Genomic DNA, 22,954 nt, shown 5'->3' on the forward strand with positions numbered 1-22,954 from the left:
TATGAACAAAAGAAAAAGAAGAATAAAGAGCGGTTTAGACTACTGGATGTTTGTAGGACCAGCCTTCTTATTCTTTATATTAATCGTTATTATTCCATTTTTCATAGGAATTTACTATTCATTTACAAATTGGAATGGTGTAGACAGTACGGTTCTCTGGGTGGGCTTTGACAACTTTATCAAATTATTTACATCTGACACTGCCTTCCTGAATTCATTTTGGTTTACGCTGAGATTTACAGTAACGGTTCTGATCCTTACAAATGTAGTTGGATTTATTTTTGCCCTGTTAGTTACCAATCATTTGAAAACACAAAACATGTTAAGGACCGCTTTTTTCATTCCTAACGTGATTGGTGGGTTAATACTCGGGTTTATCTGGCAATTTATCTTTGTCAGAGGTTTTGCGAGTATAGGTGAAATCATTCCTTTACCTTTTTTTCAAGCACCATGGCTAGGAGACCCTAGGACGGCATTTTGGGCGATGGTAATAGTATTTGTATGGCAGTTAAGTGGTTATATGATGATAATTTATATTGCCGCATTGCAAGGGGTAGATGAGAGTTTACTAGAAGCTGCAAGAATCGATGGTGCAAATGCTTGGCAACAGCTTTTCAAAGTGGTGATACCATTAATTGTTCCAGCATTTACAATATGTTTGTTTTTAACAACCTCAATGGCATTTAAAGTATTTGACCTAAATTTTGCCTTAACGGGTGGGGGACCATTTAATTCAACAGAATCATTGACAATCCATATTTTTGAACAGGCCTTTAGTTTTAACAATTATGGTCTAGGATCTGCTAAAGCATTAGTATTCTTCATAATTGTAGCACTTATTACCTTGTTACAAGTTAATTTTACAAAGAGAAGGGAGGTGAATATGTAGTGTTTACTTCAAAATATACCTTTAAGATTGGACTTGTTGAATTCTTTACAATCATTCTAGCGTTAATTTTTCTTGTTCCATTTTATATTGTTGTTATAAATTCATTTAAGGATTTTTCTAGTATTTTAATGAATGCTACAGCATGGCCAGAGAATTTCTTATTTTCAAATTACATCGAAGCATGGCACCTAATTAACTTTCCGCAAGCACTGTTTAATTCTACTTTTGTAACAACTTTAAGTAATATTGGCCTGGTTATAATTAGCTCCATGGCGGCTTGGAAGTTGGCAAGATCAACTGGCAAGTTTAATAACATTTTATTTATGTTATTTGTTTCGGCGATGGTTATTCCATTCCAATCAGTCATGATTCCGCTGGTTATGTGGGGGAAAGAAATAGGAATTATGGACAGTAGATTAGGTCTAGTAATGATGTACTTTGGTTTTGGAGTATCACTGAATATTTTTCTTTACCATGGATTTGTTAAGTCGATACCAAAGGAGATTGAAGAGGCGGCAATTATAGATGGTTGTAATTCCTTTCAATTGTTTTGGAGAATTGTTTTTCCTTTACTAAGGTCAATTACAGTAACAGTTATTATATTGAATTCTTTATGGATTTGGAATGACTTTATGTTACCTATGATTGCAGTTACAAGTGATGAACTACTGACAATACCTCTAGCTATCAATAAGTTGTTTGGTCAATTTATGAATCAGTGGGATAAAGCATTGCCAGCTATGGTTATGAGCATTGTTCCAATTATCTCGCTTTATTTCTTCCTGCAGCGTCATATTTTACGAGGTATTGCTGCTGGAGCAATAAAAAGCTAAAACAAACTTTAAGGAGATGAGTGTTTTGACATTTAAGAAAAGAATAGTATTGACGTTACTCGTTTTATTTACGGTACTTATCGTTTCGGCATGTGCTTCAGATGATGGGGCTAGTTCAAATGACACGTCGGATAACCAGAATGAAGCGCAAAACAATGAAGAACCTGCAAATGATAATAGCAGTAGTAATGAAGCTCCTGATGACGGGGAGAAAATTGAGTTGAATGTTTTCCAATTTAAAGCTGCTATTAGTGAGCAAATGGAAGACATGGAAGCGGCATATGAAAAAGAGCATCCAAATGTTGAATTAACGATTGATACGGTTGGTGGTGGCGCAGATTGGATGGCCAACCTAAAAACTAGATTTGCATCTGGTGAAGGTCCTGATGTGTTTGTTGTAGAAGGTCCAGCTCAATTGAAATTATGGGAAGATTATTTAACGGATTTATCTAATGAGGAATGGGTAGATCATTCACTGCCTTTTGCGAAAGAAAAAATGATGATGGATGACAAACTCTATGGTATGCCAATGAACATTGAGGGCTTCGGGTTCATTTATAATAAAGATTTATTTGAAGAAGCGGGCATTACGGAATTACCTACAACGCAAACGGAATTAGAAGAAGTCGTTGCTAAATTGAATGATGCCGGCATTACACCGTTTGCAAATGGATTCGCAACATGGTGGGCAATTGGATTACACTTACCTAATGTTGCGTTTGCGCAACAGGATGATCCGATGAAATTTATTGAACAGTTATCTGCTGGAGAAGCAACAATGGCTGGAAATGAGCAGTTTGAGGAATTTCAAGATTTATTAGATTTCATGTTAGAAAATGGTACGCCTAACCCATTAAGTACAGATTTGAATACACAGTTAACTTTATTCGCGTCTGGAGAAGCAGCAATGGTTCACCAAGGAAACTGGACTGAACCTACGATATATGGAATTAATCCAGATATTAATCTTGGTTTACTTCCTGTACCTTTAAATGACAATGCTGAGGAAATGGATAAAATCCAAGTTGGTGTTCCATTTAGTTGGGTTATTAATAACGAAACGGAGCACATGGACGAAGCAAAAGAATTCTTAAACTGGATGGCGATGTCTGAGACTGGTCACAAATATATTACGGAAGACTTTATGATGATTCCAGCATTTGATCATATTGACGCATCAGGACTGGGAGACGTTAGTCAGGTGATTAATAAGTACTCAAAAGAAGATAAGACACTTGACTGGATATTCCCTTCTTGGCCAGACGGTTTTGGAGATCAAACATCTAATTTACTTCAAGGATATATTGGAGATCAACATGATTTTGATACTGTCCTCGAAGAAATGGATAAAGCTTGGCAAGAATCTAAGTAACTAATAAAGTTCTGGCTGTTGATTTCAGCCAGAACTTTAAGTTATTGTTAGTTTACAGATCATACAGAATATAGAGGGAAGAGATATGATGAGATTATCGATAAAGAATAATATACGAACTAAATTATTGTTTCTATTATTAATCATCATTATATTTCCAATCGGTGCTTCTACTGTTTTGAATCATTATCAAACAAGATCTTCAATCGAAGAAAGATCGATTCAAGAGAATGCTAACTTACTTTCGCAAGGACGAATGAATGTAGAAAGTTATTTGAAAGCGGTTAATCAGTTATCGGTATCAGTTTATTCAAATACAAATCTGCTAAATATGATGAGATCGGACAACAGTGATGACTATTTTTTGTCTACTAATGAAATCACGCGAACCATCGTTGACCTTCTTTACTCTAATGAGGGCATTGAACAAGTCTTTCTTTATGCTCATAACCAAAAGCAAGCATATGCCTTGTCGCATACGACAGAGTTTAAAGCAAAAAAACTAGATATAAATAATTGGACTTACGATCGAGAACTAGAAAATGACCAAATTTTAATTGAACCACCACACCCTTTACATGGTTATAGTTTATCAGGTACGGATAGACAATCAGCAAAATCAGTACTTTCGTTTCATAGAGCATTATATGACATTCCATTACGTGATTTTATTGGCTATTTAATATTTGATATAAATATAGATCAAATAAATAAGATGGTGGAAGATCTTTACATTCAAGGAAGTGAAGATTTATATTTATTAACGAATAATAATGCCGTGATTTACTCTTCCGATGGCAAGAGAGAAATGAGTGCTGATCATGATTGGTTGCAGAAAATAGATGATTCTGATTCAGATAGTGATGTTTTTGAGTGGGAAGATAAAGAAGGGAAATATTTTATTTTCTATGAAAAATTACCAGAAAATCTCGGAGGTTTATTAATTGTTAAGAAAACACCTCATAACTTTCTATTCGAAAGTATAAATGAAATTTTGCTTACAAATATAATAATTGCAGGATTGGCATTGATTTTTGTTATTGGTGCTGCTACTTTTGTATCCTTCAAAATTACAAAGCCTATTAAGGTTCTGGCAAATAATATGGAGCGGATCGGAACAGGAGATTTTTCAGTAGAGTATGATAGTCTAGGTAAAGATGAGATTGGACAATTAGGTGACCGCTTTAAACAAATGGTAAAACTATTAAATAATTATATAGAACAAGTGTATGAGTGGGAACTAAAGAACAAAAATAATCAACTAAGAATCTTACAGTCGCAGATCAATCCGCATTTCTTATATAATTCGTTACAAACAATTGGTACTTTGGCATTGAAAAGTAATAAGAAATCCATTTATCAACTATTAAATACTTTGGCACAAATCATGCGATACTCAATTAATTATAAAGAAGATTATGTAACACTAGATAAAGAATTTAAATACGCAAAATCATATTTAAAACTTCAAAAACAAAGATTTGGTGATAAATTCAAATATGATTTGGATTTAGAAGATAGTGTAAAAGAGTACAAGGTTCCGAAAATGTTGCTCCAACCGCTAATTGAAAATTATTTTAAACACGGGTTTAACAATGGTGATGGGGAGATTCAAATTTGTGGTAAAGAGAAACAGACTGACCTCGTTATAGAAATTAGTGACAATAGTGGAAAGCTAACTGATAAGGTAATTGAGAGAATAAATTATATTTTACATTCTGATGATGACAACTTATTAAACAGAGAGGAAGGCAGAGGTATAGGGTTATATAATGTGGTTTCAAGAATTCGGATATTTTACGGAGATCAGTTTAGTATTATTCCTTTAATGAATAAAGATCGGGGATTGACCATTAGAATTATTATTTTTTCACATGATAAAGGAGAAGATATTCCTTGAAAGTAATAATTATTGATGATGAAACTCATGCACGGGATGGTATTCGTCTTTTGGGTGATTGGGAACAACTGGGAATAGAAGAGATACTCGAAGCGGATAACGTTGATACAGCTAAAAAAATTATTAAGCAACACAAACCAGAAATTATAATCACTGATATGAACATGCCAATGAAAAGTGGTATAGATTTAATGAAATCATTGCAACAATTATCACAGCCTCACAAAATTATTGTTATTAGTGGCTATGATGATTATAAATATACGAGGAAAACAATTCAATATGGTGGGTTTGATTATTTGATGAAGCCATTGGATGAAGATGAACTGAACGAAGCTTTGACGAACGCAATTTCTGAATTGAGAATAACGGAAAAAGATTCGATCGTAGCCACTTCAGTTTATGACGATCAGCGTATGTCAGATATATTTAGTGGGAATTCAACAACTATTCCAGAATACATTAAAGATTATTTTGACTCCGTTAATCAGATTCGGATTATAACTATTGAATTAGAATTGAACGTTCATCATAGTTTTTTTGAAGGAAATACTCACTCTAGATATTTGCAATTTAAGAAAATAATGAATGAACATTTACTTAAAAAGAAAGCGATTTCATTTTATTATACTCATCTTTCGGATGTATTGATAATGATATATCCTGACAATTCATATAGTAAGCAAGAGATCAGTGAGATCTATTATAGTATTAAAAAGTATACAAAAAATCTATCGTTCTATGTTAGTGAATGTGGGTCTTTTCCACAGGATTTAGTTTATCTATTTAATGAGTCTTTAAGCATTAGTAAAAGAAGAAATTTATATTCAAAAAAACACTATTCAATTTATTATACAGAAGATACATGTAATGAAAGTTGGAATATTGTAACCTCGCTTTCTAATTTAAAGCTATTTATTATTAGTGGTAATTTCAATCAAGTTTATGAAGAATTGAAGTTAATGTTTGAGAAAATAGAACAAAAACAATGCTTTAATTTAGAGCAGATTATAATTTGGGAGGAAGAACTTGCAAGTCTTTATCGCCAATTTACAAAATCAGATGCCAATTCGAATAATAGAACTTCTTCTATTAACTATCTGAATACAACGGGAAAGTTCTCTAATGAAGTTTTATTTGACAGCTTATGTAAAGAATTAATGGGATTAATAGAAAAGACAAACGATAAAAAACAAAAAAAAAATATAAATGAAGAAATGAACAAGGTTAAAGAATTTATTGAAGAAAATTACAAAAAGACACTCAAAACTAGTGATATTGCAGATCACTTATATATAAGTAGAGAGTATTTAAGTCGACAATTTAAAAAAGCTACAAAAATGACAGTCGGCGACTATATTATGGAAGTTCGCTTAAAGCATGCAGAGTATTTACTGGAAACAACAAATCTTAAAATATCTGATATAGCTTATCAGTCTGGCTTTAGTGATGAAAGCTACTTTAGTAGAGTATTTAAAAAATATCGTGATCTATCTCCTAATCAATATCGGAATAAGAGTGTAAAATAGCTTTTATAATTAGAGAAATCTCACTCTGATAAGTGTAATACACAAGAAAGGAGAACATATGATTAAACCAAACATAATAATGGTTATTTCGCATGATACTGGTAGATATCTAGGAACTTATGGTAAAAACATAAAAACACCTGCGCTTGATCAACTTGCTGAAGAAGGCATTCAATATGATAACTACTTTTGCACACAACCGCAATGTAGCCCAAGCAGAGGAAGTATTCTTACTGGCATGTATGGACATAACCATGGAATGATGGGCCTTGCTCATTTAGGCCATTCGATGAAAAGTGATATAAAAACCATACCATCTGAAATGAAAAAAGTAGGTTTTGATACATGGCTATTTGGATTTTCTCATGAATCTATTAACGGGAAGAGAGATGCCGATTTGTTAGGGTACGAGCATTTTTTTGAAATCCCAGGAAATGCAGCAAATGATGTTACTGATCGATTTGAAGGATTCCTAAATGAAAGAGCTGAATCAACTGATCGCACACCTTTTTATGTTTCAGTTGGTTTTGAAGAAACACACTTGCCGGTTGAACATTTTGACCCAGATCCAATCGATGACATTCAAGCTCCACCATACCTTCCGAATACAGACGGCATTCGAAACGATATTGCACATTTTCATGGCTCAGTTAAAGAACTGGACAAAGCTGTTGGAAGAATTAATCATAAATTAAAAGAAACAGGTCTGGATGAAAATACAATTTTAATTTACACAACCGACCATGGAATTCCTTTCCCACGTGCAAAAGGAACTTTATTTGATGCAGGTTTGGAAACCGCCTTGATAATGAAATTCCCTGAAGGCCTGATTGAAGGTCCAGCCAAGTGTAAGGAACTGTTGTGTAACATTGACTTAATGCCAACATTGCTGGAATTAGTGGGAGCTGATGTTCCAAATGAAATCGATGGATACAGTTTTTTGTCATTATTACAAAATCGAGATTACCAACCGAGAGAGAGTTTTTTCTGTGAGTTAACATGGCATGATCGTTATCATCCAATGCGCGGAATCCGAACAAGAGACTATAAATATATTCGTAATTTTGAAGATGGCCCAAAAGTTTATATTCCTCTGGATATCCATCAAACCTCATCCGGTAAAGATGTTAGGGAAGCATACTATGTGCCCAATACTATAGAAGAATTATATGATTTAAGCAAAGATCCGTTAGAACAAGATAACCTAGCGGAAAATAGTAATTATGCTTATATATTTAAAGATCTACGAGAGCGAGTAGAGAATTGGATGATAGAAACAAATGACCCATTACTAATGGGGCCGGTTCCAGGAGAACAAGCTCTAGGATGGGAAGAAGAAATTAAGAATGGAACTGTCTATTGATTATTTGAACTAGGTAATTTTTCTCCCCAAAACACAGGAGTCAGACTTGCGTCATGGACTTTTTTTGGCTTTGTCTTTATAAGAAGAACACTTTTTGGTGTTCTTTTTTTGTGTGAGTGATTGTTAATTTATGGTTTTATAAGGGATGGAGATTACTTGAATTGTAATGTTGATAGGGTGCTAAGGTTTGTGTTTTTTATGTCGACAAGGGCCTGAAAGCAATCATTGATGGAAAAATTGTAACTGAGCGTGAGATGGAAGGATAAAGGATATTGCTTTCCTCTACATCTAAATCTATTTTTACTTATTAATACCAATATGGCTGGAAACGGTCCACCCTACTTTACTTTGATAATTTCGTTTCTAATCCTTTCCTAATTGCATCCTTGTTAAGATTATCTTTGCTTAAGTTCATTGTAATGTTTTGAGAAAATTCAATTTCATCTAATCGGGATGGAAATTTGTGTGAATCAATAATGCAATCTTCTATATTATAACAACAATCGAACTGTATACTGTGGAGGATCGAAACTACTTATATATAGCCATACACATATTTAGGAGATTTGTCTCTATTAATTGCTGTTAGTTCTGTAATTATGATGGATGGTAATGGTAGGTAGGATTCTTTTATGTGAATCTATTTTAAAAGGAGACAGACAATAGTAACACAGTCTATAAGCTTATTTTTTACAATATGTGGTAAAGGAGGGGTGGATCATCTGGGAGGGGATAAATAAGGTTGTTTATAATTTTTCCAAATAGTCATGGTGCTAAGGATATCAGAAAAGTAATTACATTTTCAAAAACTTGGAAGTATTGTGAAGGGGATTCTTATCTTCTGTCGAAATAAGTGACAATTAGAACTCTTAATATATACAGTAGAGAAACTATATCAATCCGGGGGGGAAATGGAAGTACAGCGTTGCTTATCCGAAAAAGATGAATGCAGCATTTATTAAAACGATTGCATCCAATTTTGAAATTGGTTTAAAGCTCAATCGTAAGCATGGATATTCCGTCTTCATTTGTGAAATATCAAATAAAAGATGGATGATGGTAGATATGAAAGATCAGGCTGATGATGGCAATCCCCACTTAATTATTGTTATCGATATAAAGGCTAACAGCATGAGTGAAACTGAAATAGAATCATTAAGCCAGATCCCGGGAAGGCATAGTAACATCCGACGAACATGTTTTTGGATCAACAAAAACAGAGACGCGATACATATGATGTGGATGACGACATTGCTTTCATGATTTTGATAATGAGGGATTTAAAGCATTGCTACAGAAAGTATATTTGTCTTTTAGATCCAGATAGTCCGTGTCAAACTACAAATAATTTACCAAATGAGCAATAATTCTAAAACGAGATACATTATAGAGGGTAAAAGGCTGGACACCATAGGTACCGCGACCACAGTTTTGTAGTGTTTGAACAACAATATGAACATAAAAAAGTGATCGTAATACTAGTAAACTCACTTATACAGTCATTAAAAAATTCTCGGCACTACAAAAGGACAAATTCTTTTCTGTAGCGCCGACATATTGTGTGGATTAGGAAATATTTATGTGTTTTCGCACCTTTACATATAAGGTAAACGGAAAATGACGGTGGTTCCCTTATCTTCCTCACTCATAATAGTAATACCATAATCTGAACCATAGATAAGTTGAACACGTTCCATAACATTCTTTAATCCAATATGGTCTTCATCTGTACGAGTAACCAAGGCTTCCTGGATAGATTTCAGTTCTGTTTTAGGTATTCCAACGCCATTGTCTTTAATTGTAATTATTACTTCATTCTCGTGCACAGTAGCTTGTATAAGAATTTTGCCCCCGCTCTGTACTAATTCAAGGCCATGGTAAATCGAATTTTCAATAATGGGCTGAATAGATAGTTTTGGTATTAAATATTGATTTAATGCCTCGGCGATGCTTAGTGTCAGATCGAATTTATCGTCATATTGTATCTTTTGGATGTCTATATAACGTTTTACCTGGTCTAGTTCCTCCTGCAAGGGAACCATTTGACTGCCATTAGAAATACTATAACGAAACATACCGGCTAACATTTTAGACATTTTTGATAAGATGGGTACCCCTCTCAAGGATGCTATGGCACTCATAGAATCTAGTGTATTATATAAAAAATGAGGGTTAATCTGTGAGTGAAGAGCCTTTATTTGGGCTTCTTTTCTAGTAATTTGTAATTTGTATACATCATTAATTAGAGTTTGTATTTTCTTAGTCATAGAATTAAAACTATTCGTAAGTGACCCTATCTCATCGATCTTTTTAACGGGAACTTGGTGAAAATGCCCTTTCTCAAATCTGTTCATTGTATTTTTTAAGGCTAGAAGAGGGTTAGTTATTCGTTTAGCGATAAAGATAGCTAATAGAAAAGCAATCAATACTCCAAACAAACCAACTCCCAAGATCAGATGTCTGAAATGAATTGTATGTTTTTTTATTTCAGACATCTGATCAAAGGTCACCAATTTCCATTTTGTTTTATCCGAATAATACTCATTCGCAAAAAGCTTCGATCCTTGATGCTCGATCCAACCATCATACCCATTTTCGTTAGGTTGTATTTCTAGTTTCTGTCCTATTAAGCTTGGTTCTGCGGAAAAGATGATTTCTTTATGGTCATTGATTAAATAGACCTTTTTTTTACTTTCGGTAGTAATGTTATCAAACAAGTTTGCAAGGTCTTCGATTTTAAAGTCGATAAGAAGAACTCCAAAATCATTTCTGTCAATTCTGTTATCAATCCGGTTGTTGATTTTCCTAACCAAAGAAAAAGTATATGAAGAATCACGATTTGAGATATGGTTATATGGCCTGTTATTAGGACCGAAGATGAAAGGAGTCCCCAAATTATTAATAGCTTTCTTATACCAATTCATCTCTTTGAACTTAAACTCCTCATTAACGGGATTAGAAGAAACAATTTTTCCGTCTGAGCGAATAAATATAATATTTTCTACCTCTGATTTTATACCCATATAGCTATACCACTTTTTGAATTTATCGAAGAGAAAATTTTTGTAATTAATATATTTAACAGGATCAGAAGGAATATCTTGATTAAGTAATACTTGAATTTCTTCTAAATAAATAGATTGAGAGAATAATTCAAGTTGATTGACATAAGAATCTATTTTTTCACTCATAAGTTTCATTAACATGGAACGGTTCTCTATGGTTTGGGCTTCTGAAATATTGTTCATCGATATAAATAGAATTGAACCGAATATACTAAGTGGTATACAAACAATCAATAGATATGAGATAAGTAATTTATATTTTATGCTTTTACGTATTTTCTGTAGCAATTTCAGTATCCTCCTTATATTCTTGAGGAGTGCACCCATAATGCCGTTTAAATAGTTTTCTAAAATACTTTAAATCTTGGTATCCACTTAGAATAGCAACTTCTTGTATTTTTTTATTGGGCTGTTTTGCCAATAATTGTCCAGCATATTTCATTCTTAAATTAGTTAAGTACTCCAAAAAGTTGACTTGATAATTTTGCTTGAACAATATACTGAAATAACTAGGGCTAATATAAAATCTTTGGGCCAAATCAGATAAACTTATATTTTCAAAATAGTGATGATCAACATAATCTTTTGCATTTTGAATTAAGTCGTTAACTTTCATTCGTTGTAATTTCGTCTTATTTTCTAATACTTCCTTAAAAAATGAAGTAATAACACGTTTTTTTTCATTTAAATCCTTATTAAGTGGTATTTTTTTTGCTATTTCACATGCATTAACAAATTCTTTTTCCTGAATTATACTCATTTCGTATAATTCACTAATTCCTTTTAAGAAGATGTAAGTGAAAAATCCATCAATCAGATGATGGTTAGGAGGATTGCTGTTTTTAAATATATCAAGTATGTCATGGAGTATTAGATTTGCCTCATCCCAGTTGCCTTCAGTAAATTTTTGTAACCATTCATGTTCTAAATTTCGATTGAATTTCAATTTTGCTAATGATGTAGAATGCATTTGTTCATATGTTATAGGTTCCGTATGGTCAGAGTAGGACATACTTTTTTGAAGTGTATAAGTATCAAATGCCATTCGAACTGAATCAACCAAATTTTCCATTCCTTTAAAAACAGGTCCAATGCAGATGGCACCGCAATAGAAATCGTTATTAACTCTTTTAAGTGCATCCGAAATAAATGTCACATCAGTTAATGTTCCGCTGACAATAAGTAGATGGACCCCTCTAGACTTCATTTGCATAGTCTGACAACCCACGAAGTAACTTTCTATGACTTTGGTCGCTTCATCAGGTAGATGTTCTAGAACAATTGCACAAACGGGATTATCTAATGAGCCGAAGTGAATATCTTTAAAAATTTCATTCAGTTTTTCATCACTTTCATTAATAAATCCTAGGTATGTGTAAAAAAAGTTTTCCCTTAATTTATCTAATGTTGTATGTTCCTCTTGTTTTATTGTCAATCTTTTATTGATAGTTTTTTCTAAAGCTTGATTCAATTCAGACTCCTCTACAGGTTTTAGAATATAATCAACAGCATCTAATTGTAGGGATTTTCTAACATATTCATAGTCTCCGAAACCGCTTACAATTATAAAAGAAATATCCTCGAATTCATCATTTGCTTTTTCTGCCAATTGCAATCCACTCATTAAAGGCATTCTGACATCTGTAATGATAATGTCTGGAGAAGTCTCCCTGATGGATTCATAGGCTTCTTTTCCATTAGTGTACTCGCCTACTAATTTCAGACCCAGTTGATTCCAATTAATCATGTTTATTATATTTAATCTGGAAAGGCGCTGATCATCAACCACCACTACATTCACTAGAAATCACCATCCAAGTTGTATTCTATCCGTACTTTTGGTTATTGTATCATAATGAGAAAAAACAAAATATTAAAAATTCAAAAAATCATCCCCCTGATTATTAAAAAACCTCACCTTCTGAATTTAAGCGCTTTCATATATACTGAGGTAGAACTAGATTAATACTAACTTTTTTATTATTTGAAAGAGGAGGTTATTCTGATGGATTTGCAATCAAAGGGGATTAAGGTTGACAAATTAAATGCAGTCTTAGAAAAAACTAATTTAAATGGGGAGGAAGAGAAATGAAAAAATGGTTTAGCACGTTTTTTATGGTATTTATAATCGTCGGCTTAATTACGGGTTGTTCTGGGGAAAACCAGGAATCGCAAGAAGAAGATAATACATCACAAAGTCAAGATACTAACACTGATAATGACAAGCCGTTTGAAGGTGAAAGCCTAACTCTTTACCTAGCAAACCATGTTTGGGGTGAGGGCATTGAATCACTTTTACCAGAGTTTGAGGAGCAGACAGGAATTGAAGTTGATCTACAAAGTTTTGCTGAAAACCAATTGACGAGTAAGGTCACGGTGGAGTTGACAGCAGGCTCTGATACGCCAGACGTGTTCATGTTCCGTCCAGGTAATGAGGGAGCTTTGTTACTCGAAAATGGTTGGGTTGAACCTTTGGATGAATATGTAAATAGAGATTCTTCTTATGACATCAATGACTTTTCAAAGCCATCCTTATCGGCTGTAACTTTTGATGATAAGTTAATAGGAATTCCAGGGGTAACAGCACAACATATTTTATATTATAGAAAAGATTTATTAGAGGAAGCTGGTGTTTCCGTCCCTCAAACAATGGATGAATTAAAAGAAGCTGTTGACAAAGTGCACGATCCTGAAAATGATGTCTATGGGTTTGTTGCCAGGGGTCAGACCGCTGCACTTGTGACAATGTTATCATCCTTTATTTTCTCTGAAGGTGGAGATTTTATGGATGGTGATAAAGCAACTGTTAATAGTCCGGAAGCCGTTAGGGCAGCCACTACCTATGGGAATTTATTAAGTGAATATGGACCACCAGGGGCAATGAATATGGAGTGGCCACAAGCTACAGCGCTTTTTGCTGAAGGGAAAGCGGCCTTTTATCCAGATGGATCTCCAATGTTTCCAAACTTTACTGATCCTGAAAGTTCAAAGATTACGGATGTAGTAGGCTATGCATCTATTCCAGCGGGGGAAGCGGGTTCAAGACCTTTTAATGTAACTCCATGGGGACTTACCATGAACTCTAGTTCATCTAATAAGGATGCTGCATGGGAATTGATGAAGTGGATTACTAATAAAGAGAACACACTCAAAACACAGCAAATGGGCAATGCTGGTGCCAGGATGTCTGCATGGGAGCACCCAGATGGGGCTGAAGCATTTCCAAAAGAAATTGTTAAGGTAATCCAAGCTGCTGGGGAAAATGGTGTGGCTCACCAATTACCAGAGGTAACTGCAGTAGGTGAATCCCGAGATATCATTGGTAAAATTGTCAATGATATCATGCAAGGTGAAGATCCACAGACCGCTGCGGATAGACAGAACGCTTTATTCCAAGAAATAATTGACAATGAGTAAATATGGATAAGTTGAATGGAGGCTTGGTACTTTAAGTACCGAGCCTTATAGATAAGAAAGGGGGAGCAAGATTGCTAGCTTGGATGGATAAACATATAAAATGGATCTTTACTTTACCGGCTGTTATTTTCGTGTCAATTATGATGGCTTATCCATTAATTTATACTTTTAGGATTAGTTTTTATGAGTGGAGTATGTCATCCGTTTCAGCTCCAAAATGGGTTGGACTGAACAACTATACTTCGTTATTACAGGACGAACGTTTTTGGGATTCTTTATGGATCACTTTTTATTATACATCTGCATCCCTTTTCATTGAAATGATCTTGGGAGTAGGTATCGCTCTATTATTTTTTCGAGGGTTTAAATGGGATCAAGGAGCAAAAACCGTTTTAATGTTACCAATGGTAGCAACTCCAGTAGCAATAAGTATGGTATGGATGCTTATCTACGAACCGACCATGGGGATTGCAAATAGGTTTATTACAGCTTTAGGGTTTGAACCTTTGGAATGGTTGGGTTCAACAAGCCAAGTTATTCCCTCATTAATCATAATCGATGTATGGCAATGGACTCCAATGATTGCAATACTCGTCATTGCTGGCTTAACTACGTTGCCTCAAGATCCATATGAATCGGCAGCAATTGATGGGGCTTCTGCGTTACAAAAATTAATGTATATTACGCTTCCTCTGCTACGACCTACTATTATAGTCGCGTTAGTACTACGGTTAGTAGAATTGCTAAAACAATTTGATGTTATTTACTCTACGACAATGGGTGGACCGGCTTCGGCTTCGGAAACAATGAATCTATTATCGTATATTACAGCATTTGAGTACTTTAAAATGGGATCTGCCTCTGCTTTATTAATGATGTTCTTTGTCCTAGTAATTGGCTTGATACTATTGTTACTTTGGATTCGCAAACGATTGGGGGTACAACTATGAAACAGTCTATGGCAGCAAAAATCACAAAAGCTATATTAGTGATAATAATCTTGGCAATATTTACTTCACCATTTATTTTAATGTTTCTTGCATCTTTCAAAACGCAGTCACAGATCATGTCAGCTGACAATCTTTTTAATTTTACTCCGACTTTGAAAAACTTTGTTACAGTATTCCAAGAACATAGCTTTTTTAAGTATATGTTAAACAGCTTTATTGTGGCAACTGGGGCTGTTGGTTTTGCACTGCTTATTGGGCTTCCAGCATCCTATGCGATCGCAAAATATCAGCTTCAGGGCCTTGGTGTAGTAATTTTAATTGTTAAAATTATTCCTGGCATTATGTTTCTAGTTCCTTGGTTTATGCTTTATTCAAATATGGGGTTAGTTGACACCTATACTGGTTTAATATTGTCTCATATGTTGATTGCGCTTCCTTATATAGTGTGGATCATGATTCCATTCTTTGAGTCTCTTCCTAGGGAAATCCAAGAGGCTGGTCTAATAGATGGCTGTACAAATGTCCAAGTGTTTACACGTATCGTTTTACCTGTTGCTGCTCCGGGATATATGACTTGTTCATTATTAGCCTTTATCCATTCCTGGAATAATTTTATGTTTTCTCTAACTCTCTCAGGTAACGATACTAAAACACTTCCTGTAGCGATGTTTAACTTTATGTCCTATGCTCAAATTGACTGGGGTGCGATTATGGCTGCAGCTACGATAATTGTCTTACCTGTTATGTTATTGGCTCTTCTTACTCAGAAATACATCGTTTCTGGATTAAGTGCAGGTGCAGTGAAAGGTTAGTAAAAATAAAAAGAGTGATGATGAATTAGATGGTGATGTGAATGAATCTTTTTTCTGCTCGAATTTATAAATGGATTGTTTCTGTCTTTGTTTTGAGTATTATCATGCTCTTTTTATCTAGTTGCTCTGAGACTGATAAGCCTTTAATAAAAGCGGAAAAAATCAATTTAACACTGGCTATTACAACTCCAGAATCAGTTAAGGAGGAGATGATCTGGGATTCCATAATCAATCAGTATATGGATATTAATCCGAAAGTGTTAATTCATATAGAATATCTCCCAGCAGATAATTCGACATGGCGTAGTAATATCAGTACAACTCTTGCGACAGCAACGGCACCGGATATTTTTCAGACACGGTATACTTGGTCACAGGTTGATTTCAGAAACCTTTTACTGACGGATCTGACTCACTATTACGATGAACCGAACCCTTATCATGAAGGTGAAGATTGGAGAGATTCTTTTAAGCATAACATTATATCCAAACTAAGAGATTCTACGAATGGAGTTATATCCGGTGTTTCCTTATACAAATACGATTCACGGGTCTATTACAATAAGGATTTGTTTGACTCGCTTGGTATCGATGTTCCAAAAAACTGGTCAGAGTTTATTGAAATTCAAGAAAAAATCCAAGACCATAAAATTACTCCGATGGCCATTGGCAACGCTAGAACATCGGATTCACAATTTCTATGGGTAGTTAATCACCTAATCAATCAGTATGCTTCGGAAGAGATAAGCCATATGGATTTAAATAAAGATAATCACATTAATATGAATGAAATTGTGGGAGCGATAGCTCAAGGAAATATTGACATGGAAAATGAAGAATGGAATGGATTTATGCCACATATTAAAAAGTGGTCTGAGTATTGGGTTGATGATTATAATGCTATTGATTCCGAAGGTGCATTGAATTTGTTTTTTAACGGAGAAACAGCAATGGTTATGGCAGATAGCAGCCAATTCAAAAAGCTTTCAGATTCCGAATCTACGCGATATCAGTCATTTCCTTTACCCGTATTCGATAAGGGGCGTGATAGATTAATGAATATCGATAGTGGGGAACTGGATGGTGTTTTTTCAATTCCGAATAATGTTCAGGGAAAACAGCTAGAAACAGCAGTTGATTTTTTAATGTATCTATCATCGCCAGGACCGACACATCAATTAGTAAATAAAATGGGTCGAATCCCAACAACGATACATGAATCTTCGATAAAAACATCCCATACTGATAAAGGGATTGTTATGAACTTATTTGGTCCAGAAGTCGATATAAAATTGTATGAAAGTTTAATAGAGGTTGGGCGACTTTACTTAGATAATACAATTTCCTTAAAAAAATATATGATTGAACTAAATAGAGTATTGGAAGAAATATCAACACGGAAAATGGCGGAAAATAATTGGAATGAGAGAAATGGGTACGGTGTCAGGAATAATCAATAATTTTTTAATATAGGAGTAGTGTTTATAAGTGAATTGTTTTGAACGTCTTAGGTGTTAAAACAATGTTGGCAGAACCTCATCATGATTAGCTACAAATGATAAGTAGGATTCAAGAGGGCGCCGATTATTTTACTGTTTTTAATGTGTTCAAATCAATTATTGGACCGTTTCAACGAGTAAAAATTCCTGTCTACAACTCATCTTGGGGAAAAACAATACATAGTCGAATGACTAGTGTTTATGCATAAAATTAATTTCTGAAGGGCCTTTTAAAAATGCGGAGGTGCAAATTATATGGAAGATAAACGACCGAATATATTATGGATTTGTACGGATCAACAAAGGTTTGACACAATTCATTCTTTAAATAACCCCTCTATTAATACACCTAATATCGACTCTCTGGTGGAAGAAGGAGTTGCTTTCAATAGAGCGTATTCACAGTGTACGGTGTGCTCACCGAGTAGAGCCAGTTTTTTAACGGGACGTTACCCAAGAACAACTCGGGTTACAAAAAATGGTGCTCCTTATTTTCCAGAGGATGAAGTATTAATCACTAAACTGTTAGCAGATACAGGTTACGATTGTGGATTAATTGGGAAGCTACATTTGTCCGGTATAAGTGGACGAATCGAGCCACGAAATGATGATGGTTATCGTCTGTTTAAATGGAGCCCTGCACAGCGGGATGCTTGGCCTATAGGTCATGATTATCAAGTATGGCTGAAAGAACAAGGGGTGGACTGGAATACCCAAAATAAAGGTAGAGATGGTGGATTAGAAGCAAAATACCATCAAACAACTTGGTGTACAGAGGAATCGGAAAAGTTCATAAGACATAATAGTCAAGAGCCTTGGCTATTAAGTGTAAACGTCTATGATCCGCATGAACCCTTCGATCCGCCACAGGAATACAAGGAACGTTATCGTGCGGAAGACATGCCATTACCCAAATGGATGGAGGGAGAACTGGATAATAAACCAAAAATACAACAAGAAGATTATGCCCATGGAGGGCAAGGTGGCGTAGGTCCAATTTGCTCAGATATGACTGATTTGGAAAAGAAACAGTATGTAGCTGATTATTATGCCATGATTGAGTTAATTGATGATAATGTTGGGAAACTATTGAATGTGCTTGAAGAGACAGGTCAAAGAGAAAATACTGTCATTTTGTTTATGAGTGATCATGGTGAAATGTTGGGTGATCATGGTCTAATTTTAAAAGGAGCGCATTTTTATGAAGGACTTGTCCACGTACCTTTGATCTTTTCTTGGCCCGGACATTTCAAACGAAATCTTCAAAGCAACGCACTTGTCGAATTGGTTGATATTGCACCAACCTTACTGGATTTAGTTGGAGAAGAAATTCCATATTATATGCAAGGAAAGAGCTTGTTACCTATTTTAAATGGCCAATCTAATCCTGATGTCCATAAAGACCATGTTTATTGTGAATATTATTACGCTCTTAAGGGTTCACATGATAACATTTACGCCACGATGTATTATGATGGCCGATACAAATTAGTTGTCTATCATGGTGAAGAGCTCGGAGAATTTTATGATCATGAAACAGATCCAGATGAATATATCAACTTGTGGGACCGGAAAGATTTAATGGAGAAAAAATTAGAACTCATGAAAAGAAACTTTGATTCTAGTATTCTTACTGTTGATCCTAAACCTCCATTGATCATGAGAGCTTAATGTATGTATCCTGAGGGAGTGTGGTGCTTCAACCTAACTCCCTTACAAGAAACACTATAGGTCTGCAATGGATGAAATATGAAGGTGCTTATGAGAAGAGCATTTTGTCATCTAGTTTGTCTAGAAGTCCTTCTATTATTAATTATCCAACAGAATTGATAGTCGTACGATTGGTGGCATTGCTGTATATTCTTTAGTTTTTGTAAAATTATTTTATGGAGGGTTTTGTATTGAAAGCATTATTGAAACTTGATAAAGGACTTAAAAATGTTAGCTTAAGGGAAGTGCCTGAACCTGATGTGAAAGGTGATGAAATAAAGATTAAAGTACATGCAGCTGGAATTTGTGGGACAGACTTGCATATTATTAAAGATGAATATCCAGCTAACTATCCTGTAATCATGGGTCACGAATTTTCTGGAATAGTTGAAGAGGTAGGCAGCAATGTAAAAAAATTCAATGAAAATGATCGTGTTGTATCTTTAACAGCTGTTGTTACTTGTGGAAATTGTAAATATTGTAACACGGGTCTTCTTATGCTTTGCGAACAACGTAAATCGATTGGATCAGGTGTTAACGGTGCATTTGCTGAATATATTTCAGTTCCAGCAAATCTAGCGTTTAAATTACCGGCAACTATTAGTTTAGATGAAGCAGCATTAACAGAACCATTAGCTTGTATAGTGAGATGTGTGATTGAAAGAGGGACCGTCAAACCTGGTGATAATGTAATCGTATCTGGCCCCGGCCCTATCGGGTTGTTGACTGCACAAGTTGCTAAAGCAAGTGGTGGACATGTTACCGTTTTAGGTATAACTAATGATAGCAAAAGGCTTGAATTAGCTAAAGAATTAGGGGTAGATGAAGTAGTGATGATTGATACTGACAAAGGTGTGACTAAAATAAATGAAATAATGGAGTCAAAAGGTTTTGATGTCGCATTTGAATGTTCAGGTGTAGAAGCTTCTGCAAATAATTGTTTAAAATTTTTAAATAAAACGGGATTATATGTTCAAGTAGGTTTGTTCGGTAAAAGAATTTCATTTGATATGGATTTAGCCTTAATGAAAGAAATTATGATTACAAACGGTTTTGCTTCTGAACCTACTTCTTGGGAAATCGCATTACGTTTATTAGAACGTGGTCAGGTTAATGTAAGACCATTAATTTCTGACAAACTATCAATTAATGAATGGAAAAAAGGTTTTGAAATAAGCGATAAAAAGAAAGGTTATAAGGTACTTTTAGACCCTAATATGTAAAATTGTCGGGGATTTTCTGAAGTGATATCTTTTGAATTTAATTGTAACAAAAATTTTAAACCAATCACAGATGTTGCATAATGTCTTCTGTCGCGGAAACCGCCGCGATGCATTGGTCAAAGATGAAGGTGATTTAAAAAAATGATAATACTCTGTTGTTGCAAATATTTAGGGAAATGGTGAAGGGTTTTCATACGATGTGGCTTTTTTCTTTGGTATAGGGGGGTTTTAGCTTGTATTATCCAGCTATTGGTCCAACTAATTATGGTAGGCTTGCAACGAGATGTTGACCATCCGCATCAAGGGATACTAGAATATCAAAAGAAGCAGCCTGAAAGCCAGTGATCAGGGCTACAGTTGGCCCCGAATTTTAGTATGTGTTTGACTAATTTAACTCTCTCCGTCTGTTGACTATCACCACTGTGTTGTCTGTACTACAGTCGTCTACTACAATGATTTCGGCATCCCGAATATTTTCAGCAATTTGTTCCAATACAACAGCAATCGATTTCCCTTCATTATCGCCCTCTTACTAAGATCCTTGTTAAAAATCCAAAATTTAAGGAAACAAACTATATTTTAACATAAAGTTACTTATGTAATTGCCTAAAATGAAGAGGATTATTTATTACCCTCAACAAAAATGCAGGATGATTGGGATGGGAACGCTTTTTATCGCTATCAATTAGCTGGTACCTGAATTTATTGAGAATCCAAAATTACTTGAAAATAGCATTTAATGAATGTGTTAACAAAATATATCATTACCTGACAGATATAACTTTTAACGAGTATTTTTTACTGGTACCCTTAACTAGAGGTACTATTACCGAATGATGAAAAAGCTATCCAATGTTTAGTAATCTTAGTTTACTGTTAGGACTGTGCAATAATTAAAGTATTGGTACAAAATTTATTAAGAACGCGCATTCAGCAGGAAGGTAATTCTAAGAGGATTTTAGATATGTAAGGTATAAGGTTGAAATGCTACTCAGAGTATCATTAGGTAACCAAATGTTGAGATGGGGACATCGATGAAATTTGTAGATGTCCCATCTCTAATGTAAAATTATATTCCATTTGAATTTCTATTGATCCATCGTAGTCCCTTTACCTCCCATTTTAAGCATAATCGGATTCATTTCTGGATCATGATCAACAGTTAGTCTGATAATCTGTTTTAACCCTGCATTAATTAGGGTGAAAGTAAAAATCCAGGCAACAATAATCAAGACAAGATAAATAAAATGATATTGTTGTAAAATATACAGCGGCATATCCCATATAGCATGGAGAATAATAGCTACAGAGAATAATCTTATAAACTTATTATCAAGAAAATGATTCTTTTGAAGCGTTGAATTTCCTTTAACGTAAACTAACGCAGCACCTGCAATTGCAGACCATATTACATGTGTTCCAATAGACATCCAAGCTCGGTTGAAGATAATAGAAATCATTGCTTCATTACCATACAATAAGCCAAAGTTGAAAGCATAACCTGCCGATTCAAAAGCAGCAAACCCAGCACCAATTGCTGCTCCTATCAGAAGTCCGTTTAATATAAAGCTTGTGTTTAAGCGATTTACGAAATAGGCAATAATCATCAATTTCCCTACTTCTTCAACAATTCCTACTGTAATAGCCGCTAAGTAACCTAACTCAAAAACTGGTAAAAAGGAATATAACAGTAGTGTGATAACTAACGAAGAGGTCCCACCGATAAAAAGCATTTTTACGACTTCGTAAATACTGATATTTCTTGGAGCATTCGTTTCCCAGAAGAATATAAGTAAAGAAAATGGTACCAAGAAGGACCCAATCATCATCAATCCTGGTATTGCATTTGAATTCTGAAATGTGTACACGCAAATATACAGTAATATGTATGTAGCGGCCAAAACTAAAAATACTCTTGAGAACAACCATGGCTTAGGCCATGATGTTGTTATCTCATTTTCCTTTGGTGTTGTTTGCTTTGTGCCTGAAATAAATAATGCTTCTCCCTCTTCTTGCGTATGCTTCTTAAAAACATCAGAGAACACATCCTTTAAGTTCATGTCAATACTTCCTTCCTCGCCAACCATACCATTAATGGCTCGGGTTGTTTTGGAAAAGGCATCCTTTACTTGAGAAGAAAAGTCTTTTTCAAGTTCTACTTCTTTGTCTGCTGAATTTGGACTAGCGCTTTCAATTGCTCTTAGCTTTACACCACAAGACGTACAAAATTTACTGCTGGGGTCAACCACCTTCACACCACAATTAAAACAAAACACTACGAGCACATCCTTTCCTATCGATCTTATTCTCTAAAACCATTATACTATAAGAATTTAAGTAATAGTCTATGGGAAAGGAAGCCTGCAGAGGAAGGTAGTGGGTGCCGTGTTGT

16 protein-coding genes and 1 pseudogene are annotated in these 22,954 nt (G+C 34.7%); 13 read left to right on the forward strand and 4 right to left on the reverse strand.

What is annotated here, in order from left to right:
* Window position 1 precedes the first annotated feature (1 nt).
* The 7 genes from ACI6MV_RS00200 to ACI6MV_RS00230 all read left to right on the forward strand — a co-directional run bounded on the left by ACI6MV_RS00200 (window position 2) and on the right by ACI6MV_RS00230 (window position 9,149).
* Window positions 2-889, forward strand: coding sequence for a carbohydrate ABC transporter permease (locus ACI6MV_RS00200; RefSeq protein ID WP_407267750.1), 888 nt, complete (start codon window positions 2-4; stop codon window positions 887-889).
* Window positions 889-1,722: a carbohydrate ABC transporter permease gene (locus ACI6MV_RS00205; RefSeq protein WP_407267751.1), complete on the forward strand. Its 834-nt coding sequence runs from the start codon at window positions 889-891 to the stop codon at window positions 1,720-1,722. Before ACI6MV_RS00200 ends, ACI6MV_RS00205 begins: the two co-directional genes overlap by 1 nt.
* Window positions 1,723-1,738: 16 nt before the next feature.
* Window positions 1,739-3,094 (forward strand): ABC transporter substrate-binding protein, encoded by a 1,356-nt coding sequence (locus tag ACI6MV_RS00210; RefSeq protein ID WP_407267752.1) that lies wholly within the window; start codon window positions 1,739-1,741, stop codon window positions 3,092-3,094.
* Window positions 3,095-3,221: 127 nt separating this feature from the next.
* Window positions 3,222-4,994, forward strand: a complete 1,773-nt coding sequence (locus ACI6MV_RS00215) for a cache domain-containing sensor histidine kinase (protein ID WP_407267753.1) — start codon at window positions 3,222-3,224, stop codon at window positions 4,992-4,994.
* The gene (locus tag ACI6MV_RS00220; protein ID WP_407267754.1) at window positions 4,991-6,523 is read left to right on the forward strand and encodes a response regulator transcription factor; all 1,533 of its coding nucleotides are present in this window, start codon (window positions 4,991-4,993) and stop codon (window positions 6,521-6,523) included. The genes ACI6MV_RS00215 and ACI6MV_RS00220 overlap by 4 nt, the downstream gene beginning before the upstream one ends.
* Before the next feature lie 58 nt (window positions 6,524-6,581).
* Window positions 6,582-7,886 carry a sulfatase family protein gene (locus ACI6MV_RS00225; protein ID WP_407267755.1) on the forward strand — a complete coding sequence of 435 codons (1,305 nt, stop codon included), beginning with the start codon at window positions 6,582-6,584 and terminating at the stop codon, window positions 7,884-7,886.
* A gap of 942 nt (window positions 7,887-8,828) precedes the next feature.
* Window positions 8,829-9,149 carry a hypothetical protein gene (locus tag ACI6MV_RS00230; protein ID WP_407267756.1) on the forward strand — a complete coding sequence of 107 codons (321 nt, stop codon included), beginning with the start codon at window positions 8,829-8,831 and terminating at the stop codon, window positions 9,147-9,149.
* A 332-nt stretch (window positions 9,150-9,481) separates the two neighbouring features.
* Here the strand turns inward: ACI6MV_RS00230 and ACI6MV_RS00235 are convergent, their stop codons facing one another.
* Both ACI6MV_RS00235 and ACI6MV_RS00240 read right to left on the reverse strand, forming a co-directional pair.
* The gene (locus ACI6MV_RS00235; RefSeq protein WP_407267757.1) at window positions 9,482-11,134 is read right to left on the reverse strand and encodes a sensor histidine kinase; all 1,653 of its coding nucleotides are present in this window, start codon (window positions 11,132-11,134) and stop codon (window positions 9,482-9,484) included.
* 85 nt (window positions 11,135-11,219) lie between these two features.
* The gene (locus ACI6MV_RS00240; protein WP_407267758.1) at window positions 11,220-12,752 is read right to left on the reverse strand and encodes a response regulator transcription factor; all 1,533 of its coding nucleotides are present in this window, start codon (window positions 12,750-12,752) and stop codon (window positions 11,220-11,222) included.
* A 287-nt stretch (window positions 12,753-13,039) separates the two neighbouring features.
* Here ACI6MV_RS00240 and ACI6MV_RS00245 point away from each other — a divergent pair, with 287 nt between their 5' ends.
* The 6 genes from ACI6MV_RS00245 (at window position 13,040) to ACI6MV_RS00270 (ending at window position 20,562) form a co-directional block, all read left to right on the forward strand.
* Window positions 13,040-14,368 carry an ABC transporter substrate-binding protein gene (locus ACI6MV_RS00245; protein ID WP_407267760.1) on the forward strand — a complete coding sequence of 443 codons (1,329 nt, stop codon included), beginning with the start codon at window positions 13,040-13,042 and terminating at the stop codon, window positions 14,366-14,368.
* Window positions 14,369-14,451: 83 nt separating this feature from the next.
* Window positions 14,452-15,318, forward strand: coding sequence for a carbohydrate ABC transporter permease (locus ACI6MV_RS00250; RefSeq protein ID WP_407267761.1), 867 nt, complete (start codon window positions 14,452-14,454; stop codon window positions 15,316-15,318).
* Entirely contained in the window at window positions 15,315-16,130 is an 816-nt protein-coding gene (locus tag ACI6MV_RS00255) for a carbohydrate ABC transporter permease (RefSeq protein ID WP_407267762.1), read from the forward strand. Before ACI6MV_RS00250 ends, ACI6MV_RS00255 begins: the two co-directional genes overlap by 4 nt.
* Window positions 16,131-16,171: 41 nt before the next feature.
* Window positions 16,172-17,590 carry an ABC transporter substrate-binding protein gene (locus tag ACI6MV_RS00260; protein WP_407267763.1) on the forward strand — a complete coding sequence of 473 codons (1,419 nt, stop codon included), beginning with the start codon at window positions 16,172-16,174 and terminating at the stop codon, window positions 17,588-17,590.
* Between the two features lie 294 nt (window positions 17,591-17,884).
* Window positions 17,885-19,300 carry a sulfatase family protein gene (locus ACI6MV_RS00265; RefSeq protein ID WP_407267764.1) on the forward strand — a complete coding sequence of 472 codons (1,416 nt, stop codon included), beginning with the start codon at window positions 17,885-17,887 and terminating at the stop codon, window positions 19,298-19,300.
* Window positions 19,301-19,530: 230 nt separating this feature from the next.
* Window positions 19,531-20,562 (forward strand): zinc-dependent alcohol dehydrogenase, encoded by a 1,032-nt coding sequence (locus tag ACI6MV_RS00270; RefSeq protein ID WP_407267766.1) that lies wholly within the window; start codon window positions 19,531-19,533, stop codon window positions 20,560-20,562.
* A gap of 385 nt (window positions 20,563-20,947) precedes the next feature.
* On the opposite strand, the pseudogene ACI6MV_RS00275 reads toward ACI6MV_RS00270, so the two are convergent.
* Window positions 20,948-21,070 (reverse strand): annotated as a pseudogene (locus ACI6MV_RS00275) (glycosyltransferase); the annotation flags it as partial.
* A gap of 580 nt (window positions 21,071-21,650) precedes the next feature.
* Window positions 21,651-22,838: a PrsW family intramembrane metalloprotease gene (locus ACI6MV_RS00280; RefSeq protein ID WP_407267769.1), complete on the reverse strand. Its 1,188-nt coding sequence runs from the start codon at window positions 22,836-22,838 to the stop codon at window positions 21,651-21,653.
* Between the last annotated feature and the right edge of the window lie 116 nt (window positions 22,839-22,954).

The sequence above is a fragment of the Radiobacillus sp. PE A8.2 genome (genome assembly GCF_045635475.1).
GTDB lineage: Bacteria > Bacillota > Bacilli > Bacillales > Amphibacillaceae > JBJGXI01.